The organism is Veillonella intestinalis (genome assembly GCF_943193155.1).
Lineage (GTDB): Bacteria > Bacillota > Negativicutes > Veillonellales > Veillonellaceae > Veillonella_A > Veillonella_A intestinalis.
Genome location: NZ_CALPDB010000002.1, coordinates 216,823 through 239,320, shown reverse-complemented (window position 1 = coordinate 239,320; position 22,498 = coordinate 216,823). Strand labels below are relative to the sequence as shown.

16 protein-coding genes and 1 other RNA gene are annotated in these 22,498 nt (G+C 40.0%); all 17 read left to right on the top strand.

Annotated features, from left to right (window positions below):
* Positions 1-12: 12 nt before the first annotated feature.
* The 17 genes from NFR44_RS03500 (at position 13) to dnaG (ending at position 22,474) form a co-directional block, all read left to right on the top strand.
* Entirely contained in the window at positions 13-1,077 is a 1,065-nt protein-coding gene (locus NFR44_RS03500; RefSeq protein ID WP_251441230.1) for an AI-2E family transporter, read from the top strand.
* On the top strand, positions 1,074-1,556 hold the full coding sequence (locus tag NFR44_RS03495) for a Fur family transcriptional regulator (protein ID WP_115311026.1): 483 nt from the start codon (positions 1,074-1,076) through the stop codon (positions 1,554-1,556). The genes NFR44_RS03500 and NFR44_RS03495 overlap by 4 nt, the downstream gene beginning before the upstream one ends.
* Complete coding sequence (hemZ, locus tag NFR44_RS03490) at positions 1,549-3,000, top strand: coproporphyrinogen dehydrogenase HemZ (protein ID WP_251441228.1); 1,452 nt, start codon at positions 1,549-1,551, stop codon at positions 2,998-3,000. Before NFR44_RS03495 ends, hemZ begins: the two co-directional genes overlap by 8 nt.
* A gap of 2 nt (positions 3,001-3,002) precedes the next feature.
* Positions 3,003-4,274, top strand: a complete 1,272-nt coding sequence (gene hisS / locus NFR44_RS03485; protein ID WP_251441226.1) for a histidine--tRNA ligase — start codon at positions 3,003-3,005, stop codon at positions 4,272-4,274.
* Between the two features lie 5 nt (positions 4,275-4,279).
* A complete protein-coding gene (aspS, locus tag NFR44_RS03480) occupies positions 4,280-6,076 on the top strand; it encodes an aspartate--tRNA ligase (protein WP_251441224.1) in 1,797 nt (598 codons plus the stop codon).
* Between the two features lie 161 nt (positions 6,077-6,237).
* Positions 6,238-6,410: non-coding RNA, 6S RNA (gene ssrS, locus NFR44_RS03475), on the top strand.
* 127 nt (positions 6,411-6,537) lie between these two features.
* Positions 6,538-7,854 carry a replication-associated recombination protein A gene (locus tag NFR44_RS03470; protein ID WP_251441222.1) on the top strand — a complete coding sequence of 439 codons (1,317 nt, stop codon included), beginning with the start codon at positions 6,538-6,540 and terminating at the stop codon, positions 7,852-7,854.
* Between the two features lie 77 nt (positions 7,855-7,931).
* A complete protein-coding gene (locus NFR44_RS03465) occupies positions 7,932-10,616 on the top strand; it encodes an FtsK/SpoIIIE family DNA translocase (RefSeq protein WP_251441219.1) in 2,685 nt (894 codons plus the stop codon).
* Positions 10,617-10,627: 11 nt separating this feature from the next.
* Positions 10,628-11,077, top strand: a complete 450-nt coding sequence (locus tag NFR44_RS03460; protein ID WP_251441217.1) for a helix-turn-helix domain-containing protein — start codon at positions 10,628-10,630, stop codon at positions 11,075-11,077.
* 39 nt (positions 11,078-11,116) lie between these two features.
* Positions 11,117-13,111 carry a YgiQ family radical SAM protein gene (locus NFR44_RS03455; protein ID WP_251441215.1) on the top strand — a complete coding sequence of 665 codons (1,995 nt, stop codon included), beginning with the start codon at positions 11,117-11,119 and terminating at the stop codon, positions 13,109-13,111.
* A 27-nt stretch (positions 13,112-13,138) separates the two neighbouring features.
* Entirely contained in the window at positions 13,139-14,179 is a 1,041-nt protein-coding gene (locus NFR44_RS03450; protein WP_251441211.1) for an extracellular solute-binding protein, read from the top strand.
* On the top strand, positions 14,179-15,528 hold the full coding sequence (gene rimO, locus NFR44_RS03445; RefSeq protein WP_251441209.1) for a 30S ribosomal protein S12 methylthiotransferase RimO: 1,350 nt from the start codon (positions 14,179-14,181) through the stop codon (positions 15,526-15,528). Before NFR44_RS03450 ends, rimO begins: the two co-directional genes overlap by 1 nt.
* A 76-nt stretch (positions 15,529-15,604) precedes the next feature.
* Positions 15,605-16,849 (top strand): competence/damage-inducible protein A, encoded by a 1,245-nt coding sequence (locus tag NFR44_RS03440; protein WP_251441206.1) that lies wholly within the window; start codon positions 15,605-15,607, stop codon positions 16,847-16,849.
* A 173-nt stretch (positions 16,850-17,022) separates the two neighbouring features.
* On the top strand, positions 17,023-18,054 hold the full coding sequence (recA, locus tag NFR44_RS03435; RefSeq protein ID WP_251441205.1) for a recombinase RecA: 1,032 nt from the start codon (positions 17,023-17,025) through the stop codon (positions 18,052-18,054).
* A 53-nt stretch (positions 18,055-18,107) separates the two neighbouring features.
* Positions 18,108-18,614: a regulatory protein RecX gene (locus NFR44_RS03430; RefSeq protein WP_251441202.1), complete on the top strand. Its 507-nt coding sequence runs from the start codon at positions 18,108-18,110 to the stop codon at positions 18,612-18,614.
* Positions 18,615-18,759: 145 nt separating this feature from the next.
* Complete coding sequence (gene rny, locus NFR44_RS03425; RefSeq protein ID WP_277612551.1) at positions 18,760-20,304, top strand: ribonuclease Y; 1,545 nt, start codon at positions 18,760-18,762, stop codon at positions 20,302-20,304.
* Between the two features lie 400 nt (positions 20,305-20,704).
* Positions 20,705-22,474 (top strand): DNA primase, encoded by a 1,770-nt coding sequence (gene dnaG, locus NFR44_RS03420; RefSeq protein ID WP_251441200.1) that lies wholly within the window; start codon positions 20,705-20,707, stop codon positions 22,472-22,474.
* The last annotated feature ends 24 nt before the right edge of the window (positions 22,475-22,498 follow it).

The following is a 22,498-nucleotide window of genomic DNA, read 5'->3' as shown; positions in this document are numbered from 1 at the left end:
GCGGTGAAGGGTATGTTTAAAAAATCAACCCAGTATTGGTTACGCGTGGTGTTGATTGTACTGGCGGCCATATTTTTATGGGCCATCATTCCTGTGCTTTGGCCCTTAATTGTATCGTTTATTTTTGCCTTACTATTATTGCCGATTGTGAATGGTATTCAAGATTATATGCGTCATCGTTTAGGTTATACCTGGTTTCCACGATGGCTTGCTATTTTACCAGCCTTTCTATTGGTGGTATTAATTACAGCATTGGTTATTCAATTTATTATTCTACCGTTTATTGTAGAATTTACTCGTTTATTGAATAACTTACCATATTTAATATCGCAATTGATTGTATTATGGCAAAATCTAACCTCCGTCCAGTGGGTGACTTTGCCACCACAAGTTGATGCTATCGTAATGAATACATTAGCTCGTATCAGCGCTTATGGTGTGGAATTAGCTCAACGTGGTATATTTGCAATTTTTTCTATTGCGACCACTATGTTGGAATTCTTATTGGTACCGATTATGACATTTTATTTATTAAAGGATGGGCGCCGTTTAAAAAACAAGGTATTATCTATTTTTGCACCGCCCCATAATCGATATTTATTAGATGTAGTTAACCAGATTCACCGCACTATGGGTGGCTATTTACGAGGTCAGCTTGTATTAGCAACTAATATGTTTTGTATTACTTTAATTGTTACTTATATTTATGATTTGCCATATCCCTTGGTGCTCGCACTATTAGCTGCTATAGCAGAATGGATTCCCATTATTGGGCCGATTGTGAGTGCAGTGCCAGCTATTGTATTGGCATCTTTGGTAGGACCTGCTTTAGTTGTTAAAGTGGTGATTACCTATGCAATTATTCAGTTAATTGACGGACAGATTGTCATGCCTAAAATTATGGGCCATGTTATCAAATTACATCCGTTAGTTATATTAACCGTCATTTTTGTAGGTGGTTATTTTTATGGCATCATCGGTATGATGACGGCTGTGCCACTTACAGCAATGCTACAAATTGTGCTAACAAAGCTTTGGTATTTTAATTCGTTTTACAAAAAGGATGGGACTGTATGAACACGACATTAGAAAAATTAAAAGAACGTATCAAAGACAAAAAGTATAAATTGACAACCCAGCGTCAAACAATTCTTCAAGCTTTTATTGATGCGGAAGAAAAGCATCTCTGTGCTGAAGATGTGTATGTGTTGGTAAAGGCTGTAGCGCCTGATATTGGCTTAGCTACTATTTATCGCACCTTAGATTTATTTACCGAGCTTGATTTATTAAAACGCTTAGATTTTGGCGATGGCCGTAATCGTTATGAATTAAATGATGAAGAATTTGCTCATTTCCACCATCATTTGATTTGTGTAAAATGTGGTTGCGTTAAAGAATTTGAAGATGATATGTTAGAAACATTAGAATCGATTATTGCTAAAAAGCTTAACTTTAAAACCATTGACCATCAGTTGAAAGTGTATGGGTACTGTGGTGATTGCCAAGAAAAAATGAAAGCAGAAGAGGAAGCTGAGGCTGCTCAAAAAGGTGAATAAGTTAACCTATACCTATAGTGGCCCTTTACCGTTAGGTAGTGTAGTCGCCCATTATTGTGGGGCAGCGGGCTTAACTACTTGTAAAGAAGGGCCTGCTTGGATTTTAAAAGGCGATGAAACGGCCAATCAGTATACCTTAGCTGTTTATTATGATGGCGAGTTACAAACGACCTTTAGTGGCTCTCATACAAATGAAGGACGCCTACAAATTGGTGGTCAGTTATTGCGTCTATTACGGACTCATCAAGGCTTAGCACCTTTAGGTGATTGGGGTACTTTAGTGGGCGTTAGACCGACTAAGTTATTTCATAAGCTTTGGGATCAATTGGGAAGCGCGGAAGCTGCCGTAAATCGCTTGCGTAAGCAATATGAGGTGACGGAAGCAAAGATTGCCTTATTAGAACAAGTGGCTACCTTGCAACGACCTTATGTGGCACCAACGGACAGGGCGGATCGATTAATTAGTGTATATGGTGGTATTCCGTTTTGCCAGACTCATTGTACGTATTGTTCATTTCCTTATGGTCTGATTCAAGATTATAAACGAGTGTCACAATTTGTAGAGGCCTTTGCAACCGATAGTGAACATTTGCAAACGGTACTACAGGACTATGACTTACAGTTAGGAACGATTTATTTAGGGGGCGGTACGCCCACTAGTTTAAATGAAGCTGATTTTGAAACTGTCGTTGCGGCATTAGCTAAATTACGAGAGTATGGGCAATCGGGGGCGGACTTAGAATTTACCGTAGAAGCAGGACGTCCTGATTCAGTAACGCCTTATAAATTACAAACTATGGCGCGATGGGGTGTTAATCGCATTAGCATTAATCCACAAAGTATGCAAGACTCTATTTTAAAAGCTATTGGCCGTGGACATACAGCGCAAGCGATTAAAGAATTGTATGACTATGTTCGTAAACATACATCCTTTCAGGTGAATATGGACTTTATTGCGGGCTTACCGTATCAAAACGAAACGCATATGATAGAAAATATGGATTATGTTTGTCAGGTCATGCCTGAAAATGTTACAATTCATACATTGGCGTTAAAGCGGGGCAGTCCTTTGTATGAAGGGGTAGGGCGTGAAGCTATGCCTGAGGAAAAGGCCGTACAAGCTATGGTGGCATATTGTAAAGAACGCTTAGAAGCCGCTGGTTATGTACCGTATTATGTATATCGTCAACAATATATGACGAGTCAAACTGAAAATATTGGCTATACCTTACCTGGAAAAGTCTGTGAATATAATATACGGATTATGGAAGAACGGCAGAGTATATTGTCAGTAGGACCTGGGAGCTCCTCTAAATGGATGCGAGCCCCTGAATATCGACAATTACAACAGCATATGCCAAAAGATGTATCTGTATATATTGATACATTATCTACTTTACTAGACAAGCGAAGTCAATTATGTAAACAATTTTGGGAGGGATAATCATGGGAATTCAAAAGCCAAGAGGCACACAGGATTTATTGCCTAATGTGATTGGTAATTGGCGCTATGTGGAAGATCGAATTCGTCGCATTTGTAAAGCCTATGGCTTTGATGAAGTGCGTACACCGATTTTCGAAGAAACTGGTCTCTTTTTACGAGGCATTGGTGAAACCACTGACGTAGTACAAAAGGAAATGTATTCCTTCCCTACAGGGGATAAAAAAGAACAGACCTATACCTTGCGTCCAGAAAATACAGCATCAGCTGTACGTGCTTATTTAGAAAATAAAGTATATGGTCAAGAGAATCTAACAAAATGGTTCTATATTGGACCTATGTTCCGCCACGATAAACCACAAGCTGGTCGTTATCGTCAATTCCATCAATTTGGGGTGGAAGTGTTGGGTACGCAAGCACCATCAACAGATGCTGAAGTTATTTTAATGGTGTTACAACTATTTAAAGATTTTGGCTTACAAGATTTAAGTGTACAAGTAAACTCTGTAGGTTGTCCGAATTGCCGTCCAGCCTATCGTGACAAATTAATTGCTTTCTTTGAACCAAAGAAAGAAGAATTATGTGAAGATTGTCAATCTCGCTTATATAAAAATCCATTGCGCATTTTAGATTGCAAGGAAGAAACTTGTAAAGCCTTATCCGTAGGGGCTCCTGAAATCCATGAAAATCTTTGCGATGAGTGTGCTGATCATTTCACACAATTACAGAAATTCTTGACTGCCGCTGAGGTAAATTATGTAGTAAATCCTCGCTTAGTACGTGGTTTAGATTACTATACTAAAACAGCATTTGAAGTGCAGTACGCTCCATTAGGATCTCAAAGTGCTGTAGCTGGTGGTGGCCGTTATGATGGCTTAGTAGAAGAATTAGATGGGCCACATACGCCAGCAGTAGGGTTTGCCATGGGCATTGAACGTTTACTATTAGCCCTTGAAAAGCAAGGTTTATTGCCAGCGGAAACAGTGGATCCATCTGTATTTGTAGTGGCTTTAGGTGAAGCGGCTCAAGTAGAAGGGTTTAAAATGGTAAATGCCTTACATCAAGCCTATATTACGGCGGCTATGGATGGCGAAGGAAAAAGCATGAAAAGTCAGTTAAAACATGCTAACAAAATTAATGCAAAATATGTTATTATAGTGGGTGATGATGAATTAGCTCGTGGTGAAGCCATTATCCGTGATATGGAAAGCAGCGAGCAAGAAACCGTGTCGTTATCAGATGTAGTGGCACGAGTAACTTCACTAGTGAAAGGATGACAATAATGGAAACAATGAAGGGATTGCACCGTACCCATGGTTGCGGTACTATCAGCGAAGAACAAGTAGGCAAGGAGGTTGTTCTTTGCGGTTGGGTAGAACGCCGTCGTGACCATGGTGGGTTAATCTTTATTGATTTGCGTGACCGCTCTGGCGTAGTTCAGATCGTAGCGTCTCCAGATCATAATTTAGAATCATTCCACAAAGCAGAGGATGTACGTAGTGAATATGTACTTTGCGTACGTGGTAAAATTACTGAGCGTGATGCAGAAGCTATCAATCCAAATTTAGCAACTGGTCGTTATGAAATGTATTGCGAAGAACTTCGCGTATTAAATGCATCGAAAACACCACCATTCTATATTCAAGACAACATTGATGTAGATGAAAATATTCGCTTAAAATATCGCTATTTGGATCTTCGTCGTCCAGAAATGCAACGCAATTTAATTTTGCGTCACCGTGTAACAAAAGCAATGCGTGATTTCCTTGATTCTCGTGATTTTCTTGAAATTGAAACACCAATGCTTACTAAGAGTACACCAGAAGGGGCTCGTGACTATTTAGTACCTTCCCGTGTAAATGCAGGTACTTTCTATGCCTTGCCACAGTCTCCACAGATTTTTAAGCAAATCTTGATGGTAGCTGGTTATGAAAAATATTTCCAAATTGCTCGTTGTTTCCGTGATGAAGATTTACGTGCAGACCGTCAGCCTGAATTTACTCAGCTCGACTTAGAAATGAGCTTCATTGATCAAGAACAGATTTTAGCTACCTTAGAAGGTTTAATTCAACATGTATTTAAAGTAGCTATGGATATTGATGTGCCAGTGCCAATGCCTCGCATTACTTGGGACGAAGCCATGGACAAATATGGCTCTGATAAGCCAGATTTACGTTTTGGCATGGAATTCACTGATGTAACTGATTTAGTACGGACTACTGAATTCAAAGTATTCCGTTCTGTTATCGATAATGGTGGTGTTGTTAAAGGTATTGTAGTACCTGGTGATGCTGGCATTCCTCGTCGTGAGTTAGATGATTTAGTGACCTATGTAAACCAATATGGTGCTAAAGGTCTTGCTTGGGCTTGCTTCAATGAAGATGGCACTATTAAATCCCAGATTATGAAGTTCTTAGGGGAAGATACTATTCGTGCTATTGGTGAAAAAATGCAAGCTAAGCCTGGTGATTTAGTGCTTATGATTGCTGATAAACCAGCAGTAGTAGCTAAAGCATTAGGGGAGCTTCGCCTTGAAATGGGTCGTCGTATGAACCTTATTGATGAAGATCAATTAGCATTCACGTGGGTAACTGATTTCCCAATGTTTGAATATGATGAAGAAGAAAAACGCTATGTAGCTATGCACCATCCATTCACATCGCCACGCGAACAAGATATGGATAAATTAGAAACTGATCCAGCATCTGTTAAAGCGATTGCTTATGATATGGTATTAAATGGCGTTGAAATTGGTGGCGGTAGTCTTCGTATTTACCAATCCGATGTACAAGCAAAAGTATTTAAAGCGATTGGCCTTACTGAAGAAGAAAGCCGTAGCAAATTCGGCTTCATGTTGGATGCTTTCCAATTTGGGGCACCTCCACATGGCGGTTGCGCTTTTGGTCTTGACCGTTTGGTAATGCTTATGGCTAAACGTCAATCAATTCGTGACGTAATTGCGTTCCCTAAAACGCAGAGTGCGGCTGACCTTATGAGTCAGGCTCCATCCACGGTTGCACCAAAACAACTTCGTGAGCTTCATATTAAAACAAATACAGAAAAAGAAAAATTAGTATAATTTTCATTGGTAGTAAAACTTAGTGATTTACAGGCTTTAATGGATGAAATGAGCTAGTACTTTTAGGTCTACTGTCCTTTGATATATGCTAAATAAATATCAGTCGTTTGTTTCAAGACCTTGAAATAAACGGCTGATTTTGTTAATATAATAGTAAAGAAACACCCCTGCTGTGTGCGTGTGGTATCGCAGTTTTGAGCCAACACTATTACATTGGGAGCCTGGACTCTTGTAGTGGCGCTACGCCTGCAAAGGACAGTAAGATTACGAGGAGGGCACCCACCTGCTATCGCAGGATCAAAACACGGTACATATACGGCATGGTGGGGCTCTTTTTAGCCGCCTTAGGGCGGTTTATTTTTTTATCCAAATTTAGAGTATAATAGAATTGAAATGCTATTGAAATATTATTGAAATACTACATTAAAATATATTTTGCATCATATAAGGAGTGTTTAGTTATGGATAGTTTGTTTGCTGAATATGAACCTAAGCGCTTTGAACCGTTGGCGGTCCGTCTCAGACCAACCTCATTAGATCATTTCTATGGTCAAGAAAAGGCCGTAGGCAAGGGCAGTTTTTTACGGGCCATGATTGAAAAGGATACAATTCCATCTTTGCTATTTTATGGGCCTTCTGGCACGGGCAAAACAACCTTGGCTGGCATTATTGCTGCCATGACTCATAGTCAATTTGTTGTTCTCAATGCTACTAATGCAGGGATTGGTGAGCTTAGAACGATTATTGACAAGGCGCGTAAGACAATTCAGAACCTACAGCAACGGACAATTTTATTTTTAGATGAAATTCATCGTTTTAACAAAAGTCAACAAGATGTGTTACTACCTTGTGTAGAGGATGGCACGATTATTTTAATCGGTGCTACTACGGAGAATCCTTTTTTTGAAGTAAATCGCCCTTTGCTATCTAGATTGCGTTTGATTACTTTGGAAAGCTTAACGCCTGAAGCAATTGTTAAGGTGCTAGAGCGAGCCTTAACTGATGAGGAAAAAGGCTTAGGCAAGCAACAATATACCGCTACGCCAGACGTGCTTCGAGAAGTGGGGCTCTTTGTAAATGGTGATGCTCGTATGGCATTAAATATATTAGAACAAGCTAGTGCTATGATTGAGCCTGGTGGCGAAATAACTTTAGACATTTTAGAAGGTGTAGTAGGTCGTCGTATTTATAGCTATGATAAAAAAGGGGATAATCACTATGATACGATTTCTGCCTTTATTAAAAGCATGCGTGGCTCTGATCCGCAGGCTGCCGTGTATTATTTGGCACGCATGATTGAAGCAGGCGAAGATCCCAATTTTATAGCACGGCGTATTGTAATTTGTGCCGCCGAAGATGTAGGGTTGGCTGATCCTCAAGCATTAGTCGTAGCGAATGCAGCGGCTCAAGCGGCCCATTTGGTAGGCTTTCCAGAAGCACAGATTATTTTGTCGGAAGCTGTATTGTATGTAGCTTTAGCGCCTAAAAGTAATAGTGCATATATGGCGATTGCGGCGGCTATTAATGATGTACGTCATTATGAGCATGGGGAAGTGCCAGCCCATTTACGAGATGCTCATTATAGTGGTGCTGGTAAATTAGGGCATGGTGTGACATATAAATATGCTCATGATTATCCTAATGGATATGTGCAGCAACAGTATTTGCCAACTGCGCTAAAAGATCGTATATACTACCAAGGAATTGAGCGAGGCCGTGAAAAAGAATTATTGACTCATTGGAGCGAACGTACAAGCGGTAAAACTTCTAAAAAGTAGTCAAAGTGTGATATAATAAAATGCTAAGGTATATAGTTTTAACATTTGATTACAAGGTTGAGGTGTACACATAGATTATGGCAGAACAAAAGGAGCGGGCGAAGGCTACGCCACGTAAAACTACGAAGCGTAAAGCTACCAGTGCTTCACGCACAACAAATAAAGAAGCCGTAAATAAAGGGCTTAAAATTCGTAAAGAAGTAAGAGGGCTTTTTATTATGCTCTTTGCTTTTGTAGCATTTTTAGGGATGTTCAATATTACGTCAGGATCCGTCGTTGATGTAGTAGCTGGTATTTTTAAATATGGCTTTGGTTTTGGTGGCGTTATCCCATGTCTTTATGTGGGCTATGTAGGATGGCGTATTCTATACGCTGATGAAGGTTTTTCGTTTACTAAACGGGGGATTTTATTATCCTTAGTTTATATATTTGGCATTACTGTTATTACTTTATTATCCGCAGATCCAGGGCAGGAGTTGTTAACGACCAAAATTGCCACCCAAGGAGGCGTAGTTGGTGGACTTATTGCGGTGTTACTACGTACTTTACTAGGCAATGTAGGGGCTATTGTAGTAGCTGTTGTAGTTATTTTGGGCCTGTTATTGTTAATTTATCAAATTTCCTTGCGAACAGGTTTACATAAGGCGAAAGAAAAAACCGATGTAGGCTTGGAGTTTGCCCGTAATATTACTGAAGAAACAGTGCATCAAGCGAAAGAACGTTATACGGAATGGAAAGAGCAACAAGCAAAAAGACGGCGTGCCTATAATCAGGAAAAAGATGATCGATTTACTAAGAGCGCCGCTGCAGAGGTAATTGCTAATGCAGCGCAAGTATCGGCAGACGCTAAAGCGGAAGCAAAAGCTTTGCTAGAAGCTGAGCCAGAGGAAGAAAGCCAATCTATTGAATCCTCCGTGGATTCACAGCAAATTAAAGAAGTGTTAGTACCTAACGAAGAAAAGTATGAGCATATAGAGGATGAGGACGAAGACGAATTAGAAGTGCCACCATTTTTACAGGGCCGGACAGCTCGTTCGTTTGAAACAGAAGCTCCTAAACCTGTAATGGTAGCTGACGAAGCAGAACCCGAATCTGAGCGAGAACTTGAGCCAGAAACTGAATCAGAATTCAAATCAGAATCCAACCCAGAATTTAAAACAGAGGTATTGGGGAGTAGTGAATTAGATAGCGCAACGTCTGAGGTGGTTGAAAAATCTTCAGAAGTAGCTGCGGTGACTAGTTCAGTTAAATTACAGCCAGTGCCAACGATGGAAGGGACTGAAGCAGATACAGCTGCAGTGGCGGTGACTGTAGATGGGGCGCCTAAACCACGGCGTATTGAAGTACCGTATCGTTTTCCTTCTTTATCCATGCTTTCTAAAGGCACCGTTAATCTTGTAACAGGGCAAGAGGTTACTCATAATGTATCCGTGTTAGAAGAAACTTTGAAAAGTTTTGGTGTTACAGCTCATGTTGTGAATGCGACACAAGGACCGACTGTTACGCGCTATGAGTTAGAACCAGCGCCAGGTACAAAAGTAAGCCGAATTTTAAATTTATCTGATGATTTAAAAATGGCACTAGCTGCTATAGATATTCGTATTGAAGCACCAATTCCAGGCAAGTCTGCTGTGGGGATTGAAGTGCCTAATAAAAACGTAACAGCCGTTCATTTACGGGATGTATTAGAAGCGGAGAAATTCCAAAAAGCCCGTGGGGGCATTCCAGTAGGCCTTGGTAAAGATATTGCTGGTGAGGCTATTATTACTGACTTAGCTAAAATGCCACATTTGTTAGTGGCCGGCTCTACAGGTTCTGGTAAATCGGTATGTGTTAACACTTTGATTTCCAGTATTTTATTTAGTCGCAAACCAAGTGAAGTACAGCTTATTCTAGTAGACCCTAAGATGGTGGAATTGTCAGTTTATAATGGCATTCCTCATTTGAAGGTACCAGTTGTAACAGATATGAAAAAAGCGGCAGCCGTATTGCGCTGGGCAGTGCGTGAGATGGAAGCCCGTTACTTAGCTATGTCTGAAAATGGCGTGCGTAATATTAGTGGTTTTAATGAGCGATTCCCTGATAAGGCCATGCCACTTATTTTAATCATTATTGACGAATTAGCTGATTTAATGATGACTGCGCCTGATGTAGAAGAAGCGATTAATCGCCTAGCGGCTAAAGCCCGGGCAGCGGGGATTCATATGGTATTGGCTACGCAGCGTCCATCAGTTAATGTCATTACGGGGACTATTAAGGCCAATGTACCGAGTCGTATTTCCTTTGCAGTAGCAACACAAATAGATTCCCGTACTATTCTTGATATGGCGGGGGCTGAAAAACTCCTAGGTAAAGGGGATATGCTCTTTAATCCTATTGGGGCCAATAAGCCAATTCGTATTCAAGGGGCCTTTATTTCTGATGAAGAAGTAGAGGAATTAGTAGCGTTTGTTAAACAACAAGGACGCCCAGAGTATGATGAATCTATTGTAGAAGAAGTAGAAAAAGACACTGTTGAAGAATGCGACAGTATGGAAGAAGAACAAGATGAATTATTAGAACGTGCAGTAGAACTTGTTATTAGTATGGGGCAGGCTTCTACATCGATGTTGCAACGTCGTTTCAGAATTGGGTATTCAAGAGCGGCGCGCTTAATTGATACGATGGAAGAAAAGCGTATTATTGGTCCTGCTAATGGCAGTAAACCAAGGGATATATTGATGTCTTGGGAAGCCGTTCAAGAGACATATTTTTCAAAATAAGGAGGTAGACCTTGTCTACAATTGGGGAAGAGCTACGGCGAGAACGAAATCGGCGGGGGCTAACCATTAAAGATGTTGAACAGGTACTTCATATACGAGGGGCTTATTTAGAAGCTATTGAAGAGGATAATTATAAAATTATCCCTGGCGATGTGTATGTGAAGGGCTTTATTGGCAATTATGCAGATTTGCTGGGCCTCGAACGGCACCGCATGATTGATCGCTATAAAAGCTTAATTGGAGAACCTTTAGGGGTGCCTTTACGGCGCATGAAACCACGAAAATTAGCGCCTCACGAAGAAGTTGAGCGAGAAGTTGATAAGGTAGTACCACAGTCGAAGCGATTGAGCTATACGTCAAGACAGCAACGACGACAGAAAACATTGGCACAAGAGCGACTAGCGGTAGCAATTATTACCTTCTGCATTATTGTATTTTTAGGTTGGTTATTTTTTGTATAAATCTAAGTTGATTATTAATACTTCAAGGAGATATGTGTAGTGAGCGACTTTTTAATTACAGAACGAGCGGAGATGGACGAACGAGGTTGGGCAGAACTTGATTTTGTTCTTATCACTGGTGATGCTTACGTGGATCATCCTTCCTTTTCCGGTAGTGTGATTGGTCGATTGTTAGAACATCATGGCTATCGTGTAGGGCTCATTGCACAGCCTGATTGGAATGATGTAGAAGCCTTCAAAGTGCTAGGTAAACCACGCTTGGCCTCGCTAGTAACGGCGGGCAATTTAGACTCTATGCTCAACAAGTTCACGGCAGCGAAGAAATATCGTCATAATGATGATTATTCGCCAGGTGGTGAGAGTGGTCATCGCCCCGATCGAGCTACCTTAGTCTATGCTAATCGTATGCGCGAAGCATTTCGTGATGTGCCCGTTGTGATTGGTGGCATTGAGGCTAGTCTGCGGCGTTTTGCTCATTATGACTATTGGTCTGATACAGTACGTCGCTCTATCTTGACGGATAGCAAGGCAGATGTACTTATTTATGGCATGGGTGAAAAGCAGATTTTAGAAATTGCCAAAGCCTTAGATACGGAACGGTTACAAGATGCTTTGCCTGAGATTAAGGGCATTTGTTATATGGCGAAAGAAATACCAACCGGCAAGGTTGTGGAATGCCCTTCCTATGAAATGGTCAAGGCTGATAAAAAGCAATTCGCTGAAGCTTTTCGGCAACAATATTTAGAGCAAGATCCATTTATTGGTAAAACCGTAGTACAACGTCATGGCGATCGTTATGTAGTACAAAATAGTCCTGCATTGCCATTAACACAAGCTGAAATGGATGAAGTGTATAATCTTCCGTTTTCACGTCGTTGGCATCCTCGTTACGATGCTAAAGGTGGCGTGCCTGCATTAAGTGAAGTTCAATTTAGTTTAGTGAGTCATCGCGGTTGTTTTGGTAGCTGTTCTTTTTGTGCCATTACGAGTCATCAAGGGCGTATTATTCAGAACCGTAGTCATGAGTCTTTGCTAGCTGAAGCGGAACGAATGATTGCTATGCCAGATTTTAAAGGCTATATTCATGATGTGGGGGGGCCTACGGCTAATTTTCGTCATGCAGCCTGTCAAAAGCAGAGTACCTTAGGGGCTTGCCCAGGCAAGAATTGTGCCGCACCACATGCTTGTGAACGGTTAGATACAAGTCATGATGATTATTTAGCGATACTTCGCAAATTACGTAAGTTAAAAGGTGTTAAAAAAGTATTTGTACGTTCTGGTTTGCGCTATGACTATGTGTTAGAAGATAATAATCGTCAATTTGTGAAAGAATTATGTGAGCATCACGTAAGTGGGCAACTAAAAGTGGCGCCAGAACATGTATCGGAACGAGTTACGGAAATCATGGGGAAGGCTGATAAAGGAACCTTTTTAAAATTTAAAAATTGGTTTGAAACAGCGAATCAACAGTTGGGGAAAAAACAATTTTTAGTTCCTTATTTTATGAGCTCTCATCCTGGCTGTACGTTAGACGATGCTATCGAATTAGCTGAGTTTTTACGTGACCAAGGAATGACACCAGAACAGGTTCAGGACTTTATTCCTACTCCAGGTAGCTTGTCTACGGCTATGTATTATACAGGGATTCATCCACTAACTGGTGAAGCGGTATATGTGGCTAAGAATGGCCGTGATAAGGCGATGCAACGAGCGTTGATGCAGTATAAGAATCCTGATAACTATAAATTGGTACAGGAAGCATTGGTAAAGGCTGGTCGGACCGATTTGATTGGCTTTGGGCCACATTGTTTGATTCCACCAAGATCAATTAAAAGTATGGCCAAAGGCAAAAGTAATACAAGCATTGCCAAAGGTAAAAGTCATACATCGGGCGCTAGTAAGAGTAAAAATAAGACTAATAATAGTAGTGTTGCAGGCCGGTCACAGGGTAAGGCAAAGAGGAACGGCCGTGGCGAAATTAGTATAAGTAAGGGGACGAAACGTAGTGATTTTGCTAGAAAACGTCGTCCTTAATATGTCATAATGGAGGCAGGTAAACGGATGAAACGATTTTGGCCTATTGCGTTACTCATTGTTTTTGTATTGATTGTCTTTGGCATTGGGGCGCATATTGAACAGAATAAACAGAAAGAGCGGACCGCCATTCCCGTCAAGGCAGAATTGACAATTTATTCCGATTTGCCTACAAATTTGACAACCTTATTGGCTCAGCAATATGAAATGCAATATCATGTGCGCTTACGGATGTTACCGCTCACTGAAGAACAGATGGCAACACGTATGACCTTGCCTATTTCTGATCAAAAAGGTGATCTTGTGTTGACTACGCGTGATAATTTAGACATTGGCGTTAAGTATCATCAATTGAAACCCGTTTTAACCGAAGGGGTCGATGAAATTTCAGATCGATTTAAAAATAATGATGCCCTTTGGGTTGGTACTTGGTATGACCCCGTAATATTTGCGCAAAGTGAAGCCTTTTATAATCGTATGGGACGTTATGTAACAGCTTGGCAGTCTTTAGTTTTACCTGGTGACTGGGCTGTTATTATGACTGACTTTGTGGCGTCTCGTAGTGCAGCGAATATTTTGTATAGCTTTGTTGAAATGGATGGGGAAGAAAAAGGATTACAGTATTTTGTAGAATTGAAGCCTCATGTCGTGCAATATGCTAAATTTTTATCAACACCAGTGCGCTTAGCGGCTCTTGGAGAAACTGATTTAGGAATTGGTAACTATTCGGATGGCTTACAATATGCGAAGCACAAATACCCAGTAAAAATTATTTTTCCTGCTGATGGTACGCCCTATTATTTAACAGGGGTAGGCATGTTGCAAAGCGTAAGTAATGAGGAAGAAGCGACTCGCTTAGTTAAGTGGTTACTGTCTAAACAAGTAGCACAATTATTAGATGATAATGGATTTTACTATGTATATACTAACCCAGAACTTCCTAAACCAGTGGATTCATTAGGCCGTGAATTGGCTTTATGGAATACTGAAGGTGGTTACACCGAAGATGGCAAAAAAGTATTGTTAAATAAATGGATTAGTCAAGTGCGTTTTAGAAAGGATATATAATGAGTAAGAAGTTAGGCTATGTGAGTTTAGGCTGTGCTAAAAACTTGGTAGATACTGAGATTATGCTAGGTGTACTAAAGGATAATGGCTATGAGATTACAGAAGCTTTAGATGAGGCTGAAATTATTATTGTTAATACTTGTACTTTTATAGAAAAGGCAAAGCAGGAATCGGTAAATACAATTCTTGAAATGAGTGAATTTAAGCAATTTGGGGCTTGTCGAGGTTTAGTTGTGGCCGGTTGTTTAAGTCAGCAGTATCAAGAAGAATTATTTGCGGAAATTCCTGAAATTGATGCTTTAATTGGCACAGGTTCTTGGAATCGCATTATGGAAGCCATTGCTGCTATTGATGAAGGTAAGCGTATTTGTATAATGGATTCCATCACTAATATTTACAATGAACGAATGCCTCGCATGCAGACTACGCCAACCTATAGTGCATATGTAAAAATTGCAGAAGGCTGTGACAATGGCTGTACTTTCTGTATCATTCCTAAGGTACGTGGTTCGTACCGCAGTCGTACTATTGAGTCCATTGTAGAGGAAGTAGAACGATTAGCTGCTATGGGGGTTAAAGAAATTAATCTTATTGCACAAGATACTACGAGCTATGGTGCTGATTTGAATAATGGCAAACCGATGCTGGTTGAATTATTGGAAGAATTAGTGAAGGTAGAGGGCATTCAATGGTATCGTTTACTGTATTTATATCCTAAATATTTTACTGATGAATTACTTGATATTATTGTGCGAGAACCAAAGATTTGCAATTATATTGATTTGCCATTACAACATATTAATGATGATATTTTACGTCGTATGAACCGTAAGGATCGTAAAGCTGATATTGTGAAATTATTGGCAAAGGTTCGTAATACAGCTAGTCATGTGACATTACGTACATCGTTAATAGTAGGCTTTCCTGGTGAAACAGATGAGCAATTTGAAGAACTTTGCGAGTTTGTAAAAGAGGTGGCCTTTGATAATATGGGTGTATTTACTTACTCACAAGAGGATGGTACCCCAGCTGGAGCTATGGTTGATCAAGTAGCAGAAGAAGTAAAGGAAGAGCGCTATCATACGTTGATGTCAATTCAAGCTGCTATTTCTGAAGAGAACAATCGCAATCTAGAAGGTACGGCTCATGAAGCTATTATTGAAGAAATTAGCGAAGATGAACAAGGTCATACCTTAGCTAAAGGCCGTTTGGAGTGCCAAGCACCTGATGTAGATGGCAACATGTATATTGAAGATTGTGAAGGCTTAGCCGTTGGCGATATTGTACCAGTTACAGTCGTACAGGGTTTTTCTTACGATGTAGTAGCTGAAGTGCGAAGCGAAGCATAAAACAATAAACGCCTAAGGATAGTCTGAATAGGTAATAAACAGATTCAAGGGCATTTTAAAAGAATCGAGGCCAGGTATGATTGTAGAATTGATTTCCACAGGCTCTGAACTATTACTGGGTGATACTATTAATACGAATGTAGCTTGGTTAGCGCAGGAACTTAATAAATTAGGTTATACGGTAGCGTTTCAAACAACAATTGGTGATAATCCGGCTCGTATGGAAGAGGCTTTTAAAGCTGCTGCTAAACGGGCTGATGTTGTAGTTTGTACCGGTGGTTTAGGCCCTACGCAAGGTGATATTACTCGGCCGGTTTTGGCAAAGGCGATTGGGGTTGAATTAGAACTTAACCCAGAGGCTGAACAATTTGTGAAAGAATTTTTTAGAAATAAAGGCTGGGATATGCCAGAGCCCAGTCGGCGCGAAATGCTACTACCAGTTAATAGTGTAGCTTTGGCTAATAGTCGTGGTGTAGCGCCAGGTGTAGCCGTGCAATCAGAAGGCACTACCTTTATTTTATTACCAGGCCCACCAGCTGAAATGAAGGCTGTATTTAATGAATCGGTACGGCCTTATTTAGAACGCCAATTTGGTGGTCAAGGCGTTGTACTGTCGCATCGGTATGCTGTATATGGCATGCGTGAATTAGCCCTAGAAGCGGCCTTAATGGATTTGGTAAAAGCACAACAAAACCCAACAATAGCCTTTTTAATTAAAAATGGTTATATTGAATTACGAATTACAGCGAGTGCAGCTACATCACAGGAAGCAGAAGCTTTACTAGCACCTTGGGATGGGATTTTGCAAGATCGTTTAGGTGATGCCTTAGGGCGCCGCTTAGAAAAGTCTATGTTAGAACTTGTAACGGATGCTTTATTAGCTATGGGGGCTACTGTAGGAACGGCTGAATCTTGTACTGGTGGTTTGGTAGGTAAACGGTTGACCGAATTACCTGGTAGTAGTGCCTATGTGCAAGGTGGGGTAATATCCTATTCTAATGAAGTAAAGCATAAAGTACTGGGGGTACCTCAAGTTGAATTGGATGAATTTGGTGCAGTCAGTGAAGAAGTGGCTAAGTCCATGGCTATAGGGGTACGGACCTTACTTGGTACAACTTATGGTGTATCTACAACAGGGATTGCGGGTCCTGGTGGAGCAACGCCAACTAAGCCAGTAGGGTTAGTTTATATTGGTATTGCAGGACCTAATGGCACAGTGGCTTATAAGAATGAATTTATTGGTGATCGTGATAGTATTCGTGAAAGCACAGCAGAACGAGCGTTATATTATTTATATCGGGCGATTACTGGTAAAGCGTAAGTTATGTTACTCGTATTGATTTAGTTTGAGTGGCTCAAGTAATTTGGCGAGATACTTGCTATAAAGTATCTTATAACATTTGATGAGTCATTCAATTTAAATAGATTTTATATATTTATCTAGTACAAGGATATATAGTGTAAAGACCGTAAGCGGTCAAGAAAGGAACAATCATGGACGGTAGAGAACAAGCCTTAGATAATGCGTTGAAGAAGATAGAAAAAGATTATGGCAAGGGCGCCATTATGCGTCTTGGGGATATAACTGACCGCATGAATGTAGAAGTTATTTCAACAGGCTGTTTGGCTATTGATTTAGCTGTTGGCGTTGGTGGCTTCCCAAGAGGTCGTGTTATTGAAATTTATGGGCCTGAATCCTCTGGTAAAACGACAGTTGCTTTGCATGCTATTGCAGAGGCTCAAAAGGGTGGCGGCATTGCTGCGTTTATTGATGCGGAACATGCCTTAGATCCAGTATATGCTCGTCATTTAGGGGTTGATATTAATAATTTATTAGTATCTCAGCCAGATAATGGGGAACAAGCGTTAGAAATTACTGAATCCTTAGTGCGCAGTGGTGCGGTAGATATTATTGTAGTTGACTCCGTTGCGGCTCTAGTACCAAAGGCTGAAATTGAAGGCGAAATGGGTGATGCTCATGTAGGTTTACAAGCACGTTTAATGAGTAAAGCCCTTCGTAAATTAACAGGGATTATTAGTAAATCGCGCACTGTAGTTGTGTTTATTAACCAGTTGCGTGAAAAAGTAGGCATCATGTTTGGTAATCCTGAAACAACTACAGGGGGCCGTGCATTGAAGTTCTACTCCACAATCCGCCTTGATGTGCGCAAAGGGGAAGTGATTAAACAAAATAATGAAAACGTTGGTAGTCGTACAAAAGTTAAAGTTGTAAAAAATAAGGTAGCTCCTCCATTTAAAACGGCTGAATTTGATTTAATGTATGGTACTGGTGTATCTTATGAAGGTACTTTGATTGATATTGGTACAAACATGGAAATCATTAAAAAATCCGGTGCCTGGTATTCTTACAATGATGAACGTATGGGGCAAGGTAAGGAAGCGGCTAAAGATTATTTACGTACTCATCCTGAAATTGCGCAAGAAATCGACAAGATTGTGCGTGATACATTAATGGCAGAACCAGAATCATTTGATGTAGTAGGGGAAGAATTGACGGAAGACTAATATAAAAATTAGCATACTATAATAATGTGAGGTAGAGGAAAGGTAGCGCATATATGGCATTTAAAAAAAGTGATACAGAATATACTGAAAGTACCGCTATGGACCAAGCTATGCGCTTCTTAGCTCCTCGTTTTTTGAGTCGTTTAGAATTGACGCAAAAATTACAGCGTAAAGGCGTTACTCATGAATTAATTAATATAGTATTAGAAAGATTGGAAGAATTAGATTATATTAATGACGAGCGCTTGGCGCATGATGTATTACAATTCTATATGGCTGAAGCTAAATATAGCGTGCAATATATACGCAATAAGATGTTTCAGCGGGGGTTAACAGTAGGTAGTGAATTAGGTCAGTATAATGAATTAGAACCTGCGTTAAGGTTGGTAATACGCCATTTTTTAAGCCCTACTGCCATAAGTGAACCAATTTGGTATGAAGAAGGTTGGCCAGAAGAAGAGCGGTTAAATCAGAAAAAAGTTATGAATTTTTTGAAAAATCGTGGATTTGGTTTAGGAACAATCCGAAGTATCTGTGAACAAGTAGCTCACTATGAATAGTCTATATAGAGTTTTTCTTGACAGTCTTTTCATGACCGACTACAATTATAGTAGTCTCACAGTAGTGGGCAATTTTCAAATGTATATGAAATAGACGGCAATCTGGGAGAAGCCTAGGTGGGCTTCTCACTTTTATAATGAGGAGGTGAATCTTATTTTAGAGTATAGCATTATTGCAGTTGTAATGGTGCTCATCGGTCTTGGTGTTGGTTACATGATGCGTAAGAATATTGCTGAAGGTAAGCTGAAGCAAGCTGAGATAGAATCAGCGCGAATTATTGCCGATGCAGAACGCGAGGCTGAGTCAAAGAAAAAGGAAGCCTTAGTAGAAGCTAAGGAAGAAATTCATAAACTTCGTGGTGAAGCAGAAAAAGAAAACCGAGATCGACGCAATGAATTACAACGTTTAGAACGACGTATTCTTCAAAAAGAAGAACATCTTGATGGTAAATTAGAATCATTAGAAAAGAAAGAAGATGCGTTGCATCGAAAAGAACAAGAAGCAAAAGCTTTAAAAGAGCGTACAGAAGCATTGTACGATCAGCAGATGGCAGAATTAGAACGTATTTCTGGCATGACATTTGAGGAAGCAAAAGGAATTTTACTTTCCAATGTAGAGCAAGAGATTCGTCATGAAACGGCGGTCCTTGTTAAAGATTTAGAACAACAGGCGAAGGAAGATGCGGAAAAGAATGCCCGCGAAATTATTGCAGCCGCTATTCAGCGTTGTGCTGCAGACCATGTTGCAGAGTCTACGGTATCCGTAGTAGCTCTTCCAAATGATGAAATGAAAGGGCGAATTATCGGTCGTGAAGGCCGTAATATTCGTGCCCTAGAAACCTTAACAGGTATAGATCTAATCATTGATGATACCCCTGAAGCAGTTATCCTCTCTGGATTTGATCCAATTCGTCGTGAGGTAGCGCGTATTGCGCTTGAAAAACTAATTGTGGATGGTCGTATTCATCCAGCCCGCATTGAAGAAATGGTTGGTAAAGCTCGTAAAGAGGTTGACCAAGTTATTAAAGATGCTGGTGAGCAGGCTACCTTTGAAGCCGATGTACATGGCTTACATCCTGAAATCATTCGAATTTTAGGTCGTTTGAAATACCGTACAAGTTATGGTCAAAACGTGTTGAAACATTCTATTGAAGTGGCTCATTTAGCTGGTATGATGGCAGCTGAACTAGGTTGCGATGTAACATTAGCTAAACGAGGCGGTTTACTTCATGACTTAGGGAAAGCACTTGACCATGAAATGGAAGGGTCTCATGTACAGATTGGTGTAGATGTGGCTAAAAAATACCATGAAAGTGTATTGGTACAAAATTGTATTGGTGCTCATCATGGGGATGAAGAATTTAAATCTGTTGAAGCTGTCTTGGTGGCAGCGGCTGATGCAATTTCAGCAGCACGCCCTGGGGCACGTCGTGAAACGCTTGAAAACTACTTAAAACGTTTGACTAAATTAGAGGAAATTGCCGAGTCCTTTGATGGTGTTGAAAAATGTTTTGCTATTCAAGCTGGTCGCGAAATCCGCGTAATGGTTAAACCAGATAAAGTGGGTGAAGCAGAAGCTACTCTATTAGTACGCGATATGGTTAAACGTATTGAATCTGAATTAGAATATCCAGGTCAGATTAAAGTAGTAATCATTCGTGAAACTAGAGTCGTAGATTATGCTAAATAATAGTTGCCGTTTATATACAAGTAGCTATTGAGCATGAATTCAACAATAAACTATATATTGCAGTGTATAACTATGTGATATATAACAAATTGAATACAACGAGTAGTTTAGAGACTACAATTGAAAACTCTATGGCAAACGTCATAAGGAGATGGACAATTGTAGTCTTTTTTTATATCTTGCAATTTAATAGTAAAAAGAAGTACAATAGATTTCCGTGTGAATAACATCAGGATATAATCAAATAAAGTGCAAATTTCTTTATAATTGCGAAATTAGCATAAAAATTTTGCAGATTAAAAATAAAGATATTGAAAAAAATCTTCTTGACATAGCAGGAGAAATAATATCCTTTGTAGAAATATATAAGCAGAGAAGTTTATTTATGGGATGTGAAGAGATGAGTCGACACTTTGATGCTGAATTAATTGAACAAATAAAAGACGCAAATGATATTGTGTCAGTGATTTCTGAGCACATGACGCTGAAGAAGAAGGGTAAGAATTATTGGGGATGTTGTCCCTTTCATAATGAAAAGACCCCTTCTTTTAGTGTGAACCCAGAAAAGGGCTTTTTTTATTGCTTTGGATGTCATGAAACAGGTAATTCAATAAGTTTTTTAATGAAGTATAATGGGGTGTCTTTTCCTGAGGCCTTAGAACAATTAGCTAATCGGGCAGGTATTGCTTTGCCAGAAAAGAATTTGACTAAGGCGGAATTAGCGCGAAAAGAACATCGGGATAAATTATATGAAGTAAATGCATTGGCTGCCACATTTTTTCATAACTGTTTGACAAAAACGGAGATGGGAAAGCCAGGGCTAGCATATCTTCAAAAGCGTGGTTTATCCGAAGAAACTATTGAACGATTTCAGCTCGGCTTTGCGCCCAATAGTTGGGATAGATTATATCGAGCGTTTCATGAACGAGGCATTGATGACAGCTTATTAGTTGAATGTGGGCTATGCCGTAGAAATGAATCAGGAAAACTATATGATTATTTTCGTAATCGTGTTATGTTTCCTATTTGTGACGGCAAAGGTCGAGTTGTTGCCTTTGGTGGTCGTGTACTAGATGATAGTACACCTAAATATTTAAACTCACCAGAATATGAATTATTTAATAAGGGTCATATGCTCTTTGCTTTTGACAAAGCGTACCGAACTATTCGGGAGAAAAAACAGGTCATTTTAGTAGAAGGGTATATGGATGTTATAGGTGCTCATAATTGTGGCGTTACTAATGTAGTAGCGTCATTGGGGACGGCATATACAAAGGATCAGGGGCGATTATTGATTCGTCAAGCTGAAGAAATTGTATTAGCCTACGATATGGATAATGCTGGGCAGAAAGCAGCGCGTCGAGCTATTGAGCTATTACAAGATACGGAATTTAAAGTGCGTGTGGTGGCTATGCCCGATGGCAAAGATCCAGATGATTATGTGCGCAATCATGGGCCAGAAGCCTTTTTAGAATTGGTAGCGAAGGCAGTTTCACCATTTGAATTTTACTTGAACAGTGCTTTGATAAGTCATGATAGTAATTCGGCGAGTGGTAAAGAAGCGATTTTAGAAGAAGTATTTCCATTAATTAGCGCTACCAACAATCAGATAGAACGGGAGAACTATCTAAAGGCGTTGGCATTGCCATTATGGCTTGATAATAGTACGATTTATCGTATGTTTAGGCAGTACTTAGGAAAAGGTGATGTTACATTGCCACAGTCAACTACTGATACTACTGTATCGGTAGCGACTATAGGGGAAGAAGATAGACTGGTAGCCATAGCGATAACAGATCCGTTAGCTTGGCAACGAGTTCATGCCTACTTACCGTTAGAGGATATAACCAATCCTTTGTATCAAGCTTTATTTAAAAAAGCAGGAGAACTTCTCAGTAAGTCAGGGGCGTTACAAGATGTTGCGTTGGAGGAAATGCTTACTGATGAAGAAAGAAGTGCTTACGGTCGCCTGATGGTTATAGGTGAAACGAACTTTAATGAAGCACAATTGGATGGCTATATACGCGCAGTGCGCTTGAAGTCATTACGAGAACAGTATAAAACGCATAGTGTGTTAGCAGATCAGTTAAATCGGGCAGGAGATACTCGGTTTATTGAAGAATTAAAGGTTTGTCAAGATTTGCAGGCATTAATCAAGGAGTGGACTTGATCAACTATGAAGGAAAGGAAGAGC